General features: G+C 69.5%; 10 protein-coding genes and 2 pseudogenes. 8 read left to right on the plus strand and 4 right to left on the minus strand.

Features of this window, described 5'->3' with window-relative positions; translation table 11 throughout:
* Positions 1–7: 7 nt before the first annotated feature.
* The gene (locus tag EST92_RS16055) at positions 8–517 is read right to left on the minus strand and encodes a helix-turn-helix domain-containing protein (protein ID WP_129281609.1); all 510 of its coding nucleotides are present in this window, start codon (positions 515–517) and stop codon (positions 8–10) included.
* Positions 518–691: 174 nt separating this feature from the next.
* Entirely contained in the window at positions 692–1,030 is a 339-nt protein-coding gene (locus tag EST92_RS31345; RefSeq protein WP_161981743.1) for a DUF5372 family protein, read from the minus strand.
* Between EST92_RS31345 and EST92_RS16065 the strand changes: the two genes are divergently transcribed.
* The 7 genes and pseudogenes from EST92_RS16065 (at position 1,000) to EST92_RS16095 (ending at position 8,815) form a co-directional block, all read left to right on the plus strand.
* Positions 1,000–1,839, plus strand: a complete 840-nt coding sequence (locus EST92_RS16065) for a Mu transposase C-terminal domain-containing protein (RefSeq protein WP_254068846.1) — start codon at positions 1,000–1,002, stop codon at positions 1,837–1,839. The two genes, EST92_RS31345 and EST92_RS16065, sit on opposite strands and share 31 nt — an antisense overlap.
* Entirely contained in the window at positions 1,836–2,915 is a 1,080-nt protein-coding gene (locus EST92_RS16070; RefSeq protein WP_129281611.1) for an ATP-binding protein, read from the plus strand. Before EST92_RS16065 ends, EST92_RS16070 begins: the two co-directional genes overlap by 4 nt.
* On the plus strand, positions 2,915–4,126 hold the full coding sequence (locus tag EST92_RS16075) for a TniQ family protein (protein WP_129281612.1): 1,212 nt from the start codon (positions 2,915–2,917) through the stop codon (positions 4,124–4,126). Before EST92_RS16070 ends, EST92_RS16075 begins: the two co-directional genes overlap by 1 nt.
* 259 nt (positions 4,127–4,385) lie before the next feature.
* On the plus strand, positions 4,386–5,018 hold the full coding sequence (locus EST92_RS16080) for a TnsA-like heteromeric transposase endonuclease subunit (RefSeq protein ID WP_343283799.1): 633 nt from the start codon (positions 4,386–4,388) through the stop codon (positions 5,016–5,018).
* Positions 5,015–7,108 (plus strand): Mu transposase C-terminal domain-containing protein, encoded by a 2,094-nt coding sequence (locus tag EST92_RS16085; RefSeq protein ID WP_129281613.1) that lies wholly within the window; start codon positions 5,015–5,017, stop codon positions 7,106–7,108. The genes EST92_RS16080 and EST92_RS16085 overlap by 4 nt, the downstream gene beginning before the upstream one ends.
* Positions 7,108–8,123, plus strand: a pseudogene (locus EST92_RS16090) (ATP-binding protein). The gene EST92_RS16085 and the pseudogene EST92_RS16090 overlap by 1 nt, the downstream one beginning before the upstream one ends.
* Complete coding sequence (locus EST92_RS16095; protein WP_129281614.1) at positions 8,120–8,815, plus strand: TniQ family protein; 696 nt, start codon at positions 8,120–8,122, stop codon at positions 8,813–8,815. Before EST92_RS16090 ends, EST92_RS16095 begins: the two are co-directional and overlap by 4 nt.
* Before the next feature lie 601 nt (positions 8,816–9,416).
* Here the strand turns inward: EST92_RS16095 and EST92_RS16100 are convergent.
* Positions 9,417–9,629: a hypothetical protein gene (locus EST92_RS16100; RefSeq protein ID WP_129281615.1), complete on the minus strand. Its 213-nt coding sequence runs from the start codon at positions 9,627–9,629 to the stop codon at positions 9,417–9,419.
* 74 nt (positions 9,630–9,703) lie between these two features.
* On the opposite strand from EST92_RS16100, the pseudogene EST92_RS16105 reads away from it, so the two are divergent.
* Positions 9,704–10,132, plus strand: a pseudogene (locus tag EST92_RS16105) (single-stranded DNA-binding protein); the annotation flags it as partial.
* Positions 10,133–10,191: 59 nt separating this feature from the next.
* Here EST92_RS16105 and EST92_RS16110 read toward each other — a convergent pair.
* The gene (locus EST92_RS16110; RefSeq protein ID WP_129281617.1) at positions 10,192–10,515 is read right to left on the minus strand and encodes a DUF3024 domain-containing protein; all 324 of its coding nucleotides are present in this window, start codon (positions 10,513–10,515) and stop codon (positions 10,192–10,194) included.
* Between the last annotated feature and the right edge of the window lie 199 nt (positions 10,516–10,714).

A 10,714-nucleotide genomic window follows, 5' to 3' on the forward strand; every position in this document is an offset into this window, starting at 1 on the left:
CGCGGCGTCACCGCCGCCGGGGATCGGTGCGGGCTATGAGCCCCTCATCGGGGTCGCTCTGCGGCTCGCGGCGGCGGGCCAGCGCGCGCTCGACGGAGCGCGGGTGGACGGTGAAGCCGAACTCGGCGCTTACCATGGCAGCCAACTTCCCTGCGGAAAGGCCGGGTTCGGCAGCCCGCCAGTCTTCGATGCGGTCCATGACGGGGGCGGTCAGCTTCGTCGGGCCCTTCGGGCCGGGCTTGCCCGGGACGAGGGCGCCCGGCCCGCCGGCGTCCAGCACGGCGGCAATCTCATAGAACGCCTGGCGGCAGTAGCCGAAGGCCCGGGCGGCCCGGGCGACGGGCACCTTGTCCACGCGCACCCGCCGCACCATCTCGTACTTGACCTGCACCAAGTCCCGCGCGTCGCAGAACGGCGAGGCAAGAAACACCTCGTCGACCACCTTCTCCGGATGCGGGTTGAGCGAGCGAGCCGCCGCCAGGGCAGCCACCTTCGGGTCCGTCGCCGTCGATGCCACGTGTCACCTCCCCATCTGAACCGGTGTCACCAGATTCGCGCCGACCAGTGCGGCAGACAAGACCTCAAGATCGGCGCATGGAGGTGAACCAGCAGGTGGGGGCGCACTCCGCTGGCGCCCTCCTGGCACCGTCGAGCGGCAGGGATATCGGATGAGGCGTGGATCAGACGACGCTCACGGCGTCGTCTTCCCGACATCTGGGGACCGCAGCGCGTCGATCAGGTCAGCGGCGGCCAGCAGGTCCTGGACACGGAACGGGCAGCGGCCCGCCGCGATCACCACGAACGGATCGACCGGGTCGATGTCGGTCCACGCTGCGGGCAGCGAGGCCACCTCCCCGTTCTCGTCCGCGAAGCTGACCCTGTCCACGTCCCAGGCCAGATGCCGGTCGATGAAGGTGAACTCCCGCCCGCACCACGGGTGGAAGGGGTGCGTGACGCGGACAACTCCGCGCTGATCGTGCTGATCGGGTGCAGTCGACGATGTGTGACAAGGCCATCGTGGAGGCGACATTTTCGGCGATCAACTCGTTGTTCTGTCAGCACCTGGCCGGCTACACCGGGCGGGACGTCTCCCGTCGCGGCGAGCGCGTCGAGGACCGGGCCGTCTGGACGATCCCGGAGCTTCAGGACCTCCTCGATGAGTGGCTTCTGGCCGGGTGGCAGGCCAGGCCGCACGATGCTCTGCGCGACCCCTTCCGCCCGAAGAAGGCGATGTCGCCGAACGACAAGTACGCCTCGCTGGTGGCGGCCTGCGGCTATCTGCCGCTGGTGCTGCGCGGTGAGGACTACCTGGAACTGCTGCCGACAGCCTGGCGGGCGGTCAATGACTACGGCATCCGGATCAACTACCGCACTTATGACTGCGCCGATCTGGGGCCGCACCGGCGACAGCACTCCGGACACGCGGCCAAGCGCGGGCTCTGGGAGGTGCATTACGACCCCTACGACCTGTCGCAGGTATTCGTACGCACCGAGCAGGGCTGGATCACCGTCCCCTGGATTCACCTGCCGCTGGTGAACGCGCCGTTCGCCGACTTCACCTGGGCCCACGCCCGGCGTCTGGCCGCCGCGAAGGGGCTGGACGACACCAACGAGGCCGGCGTCGCCCGTGTCCTGGACGAGTTGCTGAGTCGGGCCGAACACGGTCCCGACTTCCGATCGGCGAAGGTGGCCGCCCGCACCCGCACCGCTGCTGCCGTCCCGGCGCCCGAGGCCGACAGCGAGACGGAATCGGAGCCGGAACCCGAAATCCAGCCGCCTGCGGCGGTGGCCACTTTCGGGGTCTTCGACGCCCACGCAGAAGCTGAAAGGTGGCTATGAGCAAGCCCTCCCCGTCCCGCACCCCGGACACGGCCGGGCAGGCACCGCCCGACAGTCCGCTGACCACCAAAGAGGGCTGGCGCCACTTCGTCGGCCACGAGCCGGTCCCGCCCGCGCTGCTGACGGCCGCCCAGCGATCGGCAATGAGCCGGACCGAGCGGCTGCGGCAGGAGGAACAGCGCCGGGAATATCACGCCGACCTGCCGATGGTGAACACGCCGACCATCCGCAAGGTCATCGCCACCTCCCGGCTGCTGATCCAGCTCAACCGCAACCAGATCTCCGCCCGCCGCGGCGTGATCCTCTCCGGCGCCTCCGGCACCGGCAAGACCACTGCCCTGACCCAGTTGGGCCGGGCCCATGAACTGGCCGTCCGCAAACGGCATCCGCGCGAGGTGACCCGGCTCCCGGTCCTTTACGTCACCGTTCCGCCGGCAGCCACACCGAAGATGCTCGCGATGGAGTTCGCCCGCTTCTTCGGGCTGACCTTCCCCACCCGCGTCAACGTCACCGACATCGTGGACGCGGTCTGCGCGACCGCCGCACATGTCCATGTCGACCTCGTGCTCCTGGACGAACTTCACAATCTGAATCTCGCGACACGCTCCGGAGCCGAAGCCTCAGACCAGCTGAAGTACTTCGCGGAGCGGCTGCCCGCCACCTTCGCCTACGCGGGCATCGACATCGAGTCCCAGGGCGTGTTCGCCGGCACCCGCGGACGGCAGATCGCCGGACGCTTCGTCGTCATCCCCGCCGCCCAGTTCTCCCACGCCACCGAGGCGGACCAGGACGCCTGGCGGGCCCTGGTGGGAACCCTCGAATCCATGCTCCGTCTCCACGAGCACACCCCGGGCGCACTGGCCGGGCTGAGCGAGTATCTCTTCCACCGCACCGGCGGCATGATCGGCAGTCTCTCCCAACTCATCCGCGGCGCCGCCGTGCTGGCCATCGAGGACGGCAGCGAGCGCATCACCGAGGACCTGCTGGACATCGTCCCCATCGACTACGCCGCCGAGCAGTCCGGGAAACTCAGCGCCCCCGTCAAACCGTCCGCCCGCCGCAGGCGCGCGGCCTGATGCTCGTGCGCACACTGCCCGACCCGGTCCCGCCCGCCCGGCACGAGATCGCCGCCTCCTACATCAGCCGCCTGGCCACCCTCCACGGACTCGATATCAGCGGCCTCTGGCTCCAGCTCACCGAGCGCGAGAAGTCCGGCGGCATGCGCCGCGTCGTCGTCCCCGAACGGCTCGCCGCCCTCACCGGCCGGAGCGTCCATGCCCTCGCCGGAGCCCTGCCCGAACTCCGCGACCCGCAGCCCGACTGGACGATGTTCCGCCACCAGCCCCAGGCCGGCTGCCACCGTTGCGACACCAAGCACCCGGGCGGCAAGGTGACCCGGCTCCTGCCGCACCACCGCTACGTCTGCCTGCGGCACCGCACCTGGATCGGACCGCCCGACATCGACCACCCCGCCACCGACCTCACCCGGCTCCCCGCGATCGTCGACGCCCAGCGCAAGCACCTGCGCATCCTGCACCGCTACGGCTGGGCCGCCACCTACGACGCGGTGCTGACCGGTCTGATGTTCTGCGGGCACATCTGGGCCGAGAGCCGGCCCCAGCAGTTCGAGGACCCGGTCCACTCCTGGCACCGCTGGGACGACCGGACCCACGTCCTCATCCCCCACGACGATGTCGAGAAGTCGTACAGCACCTCGAAACTGTTCGCCGCGGTCTATCCAGAAGCCGTTGCCCTCGCGCCCCTGATCGCCTCCCCCTACTGGCGGCGCCTCGCCGGCGACAGTCCGCCCGAGCGCGCCCGCTTCTACGCAGAGATCAGCAAGCGCATCACCTACCCATACAGCGAGCACGGCGACGCCATAGCTCACTGGGCCGACGCCGACTCCTGGCGCCCACCCTCCAAGCCCCTGTCGAACTACAGCCCAGCCCGGTCCAAGGGCACCGTCTCGCCCCTGCACGGCAGCCACGTCCGCAGACACGAAAGTAGCGTGCTCTGGTTCAGCCGCATCCAACGGAACCAGGGCCGCACCCTCCTCTTCCACAACCACGTCAAACCCGTCCTCACCCGCGAGTGGGTGCCCGAATATGTGAAGCACGAAGGCACCATCTGGCACAGCGCCCGCGTCGATGAACTCATGACGGAGGAGAACGCCCGCCACCGAGGCCGCTCACGGCCGAAACTCCCGAAGCAGCGGACGGAAAACGAAGATTCAATCTGCACAGAAACCAGCTCTCCAGCGCAGCCGAACTCTTCGTCCCGCAGCTAACACCCCGGCCCCGACGCAGCACGAAACTTCATGGGACACTGTGACAGCGATGATTGATCCATTGCCACCGAAGTTTGACCACCGGTGGGTTCCTGCCAGCGAAGTTTGACTGGTGGGGCTGCTGACGGTCTGGGGGAACGGTGGGGGCACCGGCACTTGCGTACGCGATGCCGCGTTATCGGCCTTTGCGCTGGGCTTTTTCGACGCGGGTGAGCGTCGGCGGGAGCCGTTGGGGCGGGCCTGGAGCACGCGGTTCGAGGTGGGCGATCCGGTCCGTACCTTCCAGTGGGCCAAGGACACCGAGGGTTTCGCCGGCTGGTACTACTCGGTGACCGGGGGCGGCCACGTGGGCTACGAGTCGTGGCTGGAGCGGGACCGGCTGATCCTGATGGACAGGGATCCGGATGTCGTCGGGATCGCGTCGCAGCCGTTCTGGCTGCACTGGCGCGAGGGGAAGCGCCTGCGCCGCCACGCTCCGGACTACTTCGTACGGCTCGCGGACGGCCGGGGCCGCGTGGTCGATGTCCGTGCCGGTGACCGGATGGACGAGGCGACCGCGGAGTTGTTCGCCGGAACCCAGGTGGCCTGTCAGGCGGTGGGCTGGGAGTTCTCCCACGTCGGCGTCCCTGACCCGGTGGTCATGGCGAACGTCCGGTGGTTGTCGCGTTATCGCAGGCGCCGGTGCGGCCGCCGCACCGATGTCGCCGAGCGGCTGCTGGACATCTTCGCGGAGCCGACCGGGCTGCTGGCAGGGGCTGCCCAGGCCGGCGACCGCTTGCTGGTGCTGCCCGTGCTGTTCCACCTGATGTGGTCGGGGATCCTGGCCGCAGGTCTGGAGGGCGGACTGCTCCAGACTGAGAGCCTGCTCTGGGCGGAAAGGCGGCGGGGATGAGTACGTTGCGACGGCCAGCGGGGATCGCGGTCGGCTCCTGGGTCCGTTTCCGGGGCCAGGTCCGCGGGGTGGTCGCCGTTGCCACAAAGACTGTGACCCTGACCGACTCCGGCGGTGACCCGCAGGTGGTGACGGTGGCCGAGCTGATCGCGGATGCCGACTTCGCGGTGGTCGACAGCCCGGTGCGGATGCCCCTGCCGGCCGCCTCGCTGCTGGAGACGTTCCCCGACCGGGTCGTGGAGAAGGCCCTGTGGTGGGAGGGGCACATCCTCGAAGTCCTGCACGGCCTGCCCCCGGATGCCGGTGAGGACGCGGTGCCGCGGCTCGAGTACGGCCCGGACCGCTCTTTGACTGCCCGGCAGCGGGCCAATGCCGCCGAGCTGACCTCGCTGGGCCACAAGGTCTCGGCGAGTACGGTCGCGCACCGGCGCCGCCGCTACCAAGCCGAGGGAGTGCTGGGGCTGGCCGATCACCGGCCGGTCCGCAAACAGAACGAGTTCGGCTCGATCGACGAGCGGATCGTGACGGCGATGCGACAGGCGATCGCCCAGGGCGTCGACTCCTCGACCCGCAACGGGGCCTTCGTCCTCTGGAAGACCGGCGAGATCCTCAAAGAATCCGCTGACGGGCAGGGTGTCGAACTGCCCTCCGAGCGCACGCTCTACCGGCTGCTGGCCAAGCTGACCTCGGGCACCCACACCTTCGGCACGGCCAGCAACCGCCGCTCCAAGGCCCACGGGGCGACGGCACCGTTCGGCGAACTGCCCGCCTTCGCGCCGGGCGAGGTCATGCAGATCGACTCCACACCACTGGACGTGCTGGTCCTCCTCGACAACGGAGTGACCGGGCGAGTCGAACTCACCGCCATGATCGATGTCGCGACCAGGACGCTGACCGCGGCCGTGCTACGGCCGAGCACCAAGGCCGTCGATGCCAGCGTGCTGCTGGCCCGCACCGTCACTCCCGAGCTGATGCGCCCGGGCTGGGTGGGCGCGCTGAAGATGTCCCGCTCGGTGCTCCCGCACCGCAGGCTCCTGGACCTGGACGAGCGCCTGGCACACGCCGCCGCACGCCCGGTGATCGTCCCCGAGATGATCGTCTGCGACCACGGGAAGGCGTTCATCTCCCGCAACTTCCAGTCCTCCTGCCGCTTCCTTCAGATCGACGTGCAGCCGACCCACAAGGCTGCGGGCTTCGAGAAGGGACACATCGAGTCGACCCTAGGCTCGGTAGCCACGCTCTTCGCCCAGTTCCTGCCCGGATACACCGGCCGCTCCGCCGACCACCGCGGACGGCATCTGGAACGTGAACCCCTGTGGTCCTTGCTGGAGTTGCAGGAGTACCTCGACGAATGGGTCGTCGCGAAGTGGCAAAATCGCAGACACGACGGGCTGCGTGACCCGTCCCATCCGGGGCGGATGTTCACCCCGAACGAGAAGTACGCCACCCTCGTCGAGATCTGTGGCTACGTCCCGGTCGCGCTGACCGGTGACGACTACGTCGAACTGCTGCCCGCGGACTGGCGGGTGGTCAACGACTACGGCATCCGGATCAAGAACCGGGCCTACGACAGTCCGGAGCTCGGCCCGATGCGCCGTCGGCACTCCGGCGTCCAGGCCAAACGGGGGCTTTGGGAAGTCCATCGCGACCCCTACGACGTCTCCCGGATCTGGGTACGCGACCACCGCGGCGGCAGCTCGTGGGTCCAGGCGACCTGGAAGCACCTGAACCGGGCCCCGATGCCCTTCGGCGATCTCGCATGGAATCACGTCAGCCACCAGCTGCCCGGCGCCACCGAGACCGAGATCGCCGACGCGGTCGCCGACCTGCTCACCCGTGCTCACGCCGGGCCCGAAGAGGCCGACCGGCCGGCGAAGCCGGCCAAGGCCAGCAAACGGGACCGGCGGGTGGCTGCCCGCACCAAGGCCGCCGGGCCCTCGACACCGGCGCCCCGTCCCGAGCCCACCGAGCCGACGGCGGCCGAGGCTTCGGACGAGCCAGCCGATGATGCCGAGGCGGAGGAGACGCTGGCCGAGGTGATCCCGCTGGGCCTGTTCGATCCGCGCGAAGACCCCTGGAGACGCACGTGATGACGCCGGACACCGCAGCCGAGGACACGGGGCGGCACCTGACCACGCTGCCCGGATGGCGTCAGTTCGCCGTTGATCCGCCAGCGCCTCCGGCACTGCTGACCGCGGCCGAGTACGCCGCGCTGTCCGCGCCGGAGAAGTACCTCTACGACGAGGCCCGCCTCGACCACCACGCACGTCTGCTGGTGGTGGCCACCTCCACCGTCCGCCACACCGTCGCCACTGGCAGGCGCCTGGTCGTGCTGAACCGGCACGCCATCAGCGCCCGCCGCGGGCTGATCGTCTCGGGCCCCGCCGGGACCGGAAAGACCATCGCGATCACCCAGCTCGGTCTTGCGCACGAACTCCTCGACCGCTCCCGCCATCCCCATGCCCCAGACCGGATTCCGGTCCTCTACGTCACCCTCCCGCCCGCCGCGACCGCCCGTATGATCGCCGCCGAGTTCGCCCGCTTCCTGGGCCTGCCCGTGAGGGCCCGCTTCAACATCACCGACATCATCGAGGCCGTCGTCGGCATCTGCACGGACGCCCGCACGGGTCTGGTGTGTGTCGACGAGCTCCACAACATCTCGCTGACCAGCCGCAACGGCGCCGAAGTCGCCGACACTCTGAAGTACTTCTCGGAGCGAATACCGGCGACGTTCATCTACGCGGGCATCGACATCGAGGGCAGCACCCTGCTGTCCGGCACCCGCGGCGCACAGATCGCCGGACGCTTCACGCTCGTCCCACCCACCCTTTCCCCTACAACCGGGAATGGAAGGGCCTGGTCGCGCAGATGGAAGACACTCTGCTGCTGCACCAGCATCCGCCGGGCAGCCTGGCCGCGCTCGACCGCTACCTCCACGACCGCACCGGCGGCATGATCGGCGCGCTGTCCCACCTCATCCGCGGCGCCGCGATCGATGCGATGCTCACCGGCACCGAGAAGATCACCCAAGACGGGCTGGACGCGGTCCCGCTGGACTTCGCCGCCCAGGCGGCCACGACCGGCAGGCCCCGGGGCACGCGGTGACCGTGAAGCTCGTCCCCGACCCCTCGGTGACCCGGCTGCCCGTCCAGGTCCGGCCGCTACCGCGCGAGGGCACCGAGTCTTTCATCGTCCGCCTCGCCCACGCCAACCACCTCAAGGCCCGCTACCTGCGGGACTACCTCTGCGAACCGCCCCACCACAAAGGCGCCCCGAGCTTCAGCCGCCTGGGCGCCGCGACCGGCCGGGACCCCGCCGCCCTCCGGGACACTCTGGAAGGCACATCCGGCACCTGCAAAGAGTGCGACGCGCCGCTTCCGGCGGCCAAGTCCGGCGCTCGGAGCTCCCGCCAGCACTGCTCCGCCCGCTGCCGTCAGCGAGCCCACCGAAGACGCCACCGCCCAGAGGGCCAGGCTCCCCAACCACAGCCGTTGGCCTGCGAGTTCTGCACGAAGCCCATCACCGAGACTGCCGAAGGAGAAGCCCGGCGCTGGTGCTCATCGCGCTGCCGCCACCGGGCACACCTCCAACCGGCAGAGCCGACCGTCCTGGAGCGGCGGACCGACTTCTCCGAGCAGCGGCCCGAGGCCAGCTGCAGACACTGCGGCACCCCCATCGATCCGGGCCGCACAGGAGCCCGCCGATACTGCACCGCCGCCTGCCGCCAGAGAGCATTCCGGCGGCGCAAGGAAGTACAGAACAACGTCCCCGATCACGAAAGCCTGATCAGCCCGTGACCTTTCCCCGAAGGGACGGCCCCGCGCAGCCTCCTCGGCTCGCCCGCCTGCCCATCCAGGTCCGGCCCCGCCTCGGCGAGGGCACCGAGTCCTTCATCCGCCGCCTCGCCCGCGCCAACCACCTGCCCCACACATACCTGCTCAGGGTCCTTTGCCGACGGGGCAGTTACGGGACCCCGGACCTCGACCTGCTGGCACAGGTCACCGGACGGACCGTCACCGACCTGCGGCGGACACTCCCCGATGCCGCAGGACGCGTCGACACCGACCTGGACCGGACCTGCATCTTCTCCACGGCGCTCGACCGCCGGCTCACCAAACCCTCGACCAGGGTCAGCCTCACCATGCTCCTGTTCGACGCCTTCCAGGACGGCACCCACCGGCATCAGCTCAGCGCCCGCTACGGACTCGACCGCCGCATCGTCCGCATCGCGCTCCAGCACCAGCAGCCACGCGAGCCCATGCGCCGCACCCCAACCTCACCGCGCTCCTGGCTTCAGTCGACCCCGTTGACCTCGGCAAGCTGCATCACATCCTCACCCGGTGACCGCGGCACCACGGGCGCCCCGACCAGGTGCCGTCCGAGACGCCACAGCCGTGCTCACCTGCGGCGCGAGGTCCCGGTCGCGGCCAGCAGATTCCGGACCTCCATCACGGTCATGCCCGCGCGCTCAGCGATACGGGCCACCGGCTCCCCGGCTCGGTACGCGCTGACGACCGCTGCGGTCAGCTGCCGGCGGGCGGCGTGGACCGCCGTTTGTGCCCCGCGCAGGGCCACAGCCGCCATCTCCAGGTCATTGTTCTCGCTCGCCATAGCAGTCATCGTGCCAGCGAGCACGCAGGGCCGGTACGGTGGGCATGTTCCAGCACGAGGCAAGGAGTGAGGACATGGCGGGCGAGACGCTGGTGACGGTGGTGGGCAACCTGACCGCCGATCCCGAGCTGCGGCACACCAACTCCGGCATACCGGTGGCGGGGTTCACCATCGCCTCCACGCCCCGCGTGTTCGACCGCGACCGCAGCGAATTCGTCGACGGACAACCGCTGTTCCTCCGATGCTCGCTCTGGCGACAGGCCGGCGAGAACGCCGCCCAGTCGCTCAGCCGAGGCATGCGGGTCATCGTCACCGGACGGCTCAGGCAGCGCACCTTCGACGACAAAGAGGGTATCCGCCGCACCACCGTGGAGATCGACGCCGAGGAGGTCGCAGCCTCCTTGACCTACGCGACCGCCAAGGTCACCAGGACCTATCGCCAGGGTATGCCGTCCCAGGGCGGTCCCGCACCGACGGCCAGGCCAGTAGCCGATTCCGCTCCCACACAGTCGTCCCCGAGCTCGGCGCCCGCCGAGCCGCACCCGTTCTGACCAGCAGAGGCTCAGCCCCAGAACGCGTGCCTTGGATCATCCAGAACAGTCAGGGCCTCGTCCAGTGACGGGACTGTCGGCAGGTGATCGCACGGATACCAGCGGCCGTTGCGGTCAGCCCCGTCCACCCGCCACCCCTCGTCAGTACGCCGCAGCCGGACGACCCGACGTGAGGTCCACCCTCCGACGCCGTCCCACGGCGCACGCTCCTCGGTGATCACAGCGGCACTGCCTCGCACCGCGCAACCCACCGCAATTTCGGCCTTCGCATGCGCAGGAATCCGCTGCTCGGCCCACTTCTTCAGCCGGGCCCGGTCCAGCTCGGAGATCTTCACGTCCCTCACGGTAACTCTGGCAACGTTCCCGGGCACACACCGCACGAGATCAGTCGATACCCGCCACAACCGCATCGGTCAAACTTCGGCGACAAAGCGTCAAACTTCACTGTCACAGGTCAGGAAGATCCCAAGGCGCCGGGGCCTGACCCGGCCCGGGAAGCGGGCGGCGGCCCCGGACTTCGTGCGCCGGGACTTC

The organism is Streptomyces sp. TM32 (genome assembly GCF_004122755.1).
GTDB lineage: Bacteria > Actinomycetota > Actinomycetes > Streptomycetales > Streptomycetaceae > Streptomyces > Streptomyces sioyaensis.

What these genes read in the sequence shown, in the direction of transcription:
- EST92_RS16065 (WP_254068846.1), top strand. Translation starts at nt 1,000, where the DNA reads ATGTGTGACAAGGCCATCGTGGAGGCGACATTTTCGGCGATCAACTCG.
- EST92_RS31345 (WP_161981743.1), bottom strand. Translation starts at nt 1,030, where the DNA reads ATGTCGCCTCCACGATGGCCTTGTCACACATCGTCGACTGCACCCGAT.
- EST92_RS16070 (WP_129281611.1), top strand. Translation starts at nt 1,836, where the DNA reads ATGAGCAAGCCCTCCCCGTCCCGCACCCCGGACACGGCCGGGCAGGCA.
- EST92_RS16075 (WP_129281612.1), top strand. Translation starts at nt 2,915, where the DNA reads ATGCTCGTGCGCACACTGCCCGACCCGGTCCCGCCCGCCCGGCACGAG.
- EST92_RS16085 (WP_129281613.1), top strand. Translation starts at nt 5,015, where the DNA reads ATGAGTACGTTGCGACGGCCAGCGGGGATCGCGGTCGGCTCCTGGGTC.
- EST92_RS16100 (WP_129281615.1), bottom strand. Translation starts at nt 9,629, where the DNA reads ATGGCGAGCGAGAACAATGACCTGGAGATGGCGGCTGTGGCCCTGCGC.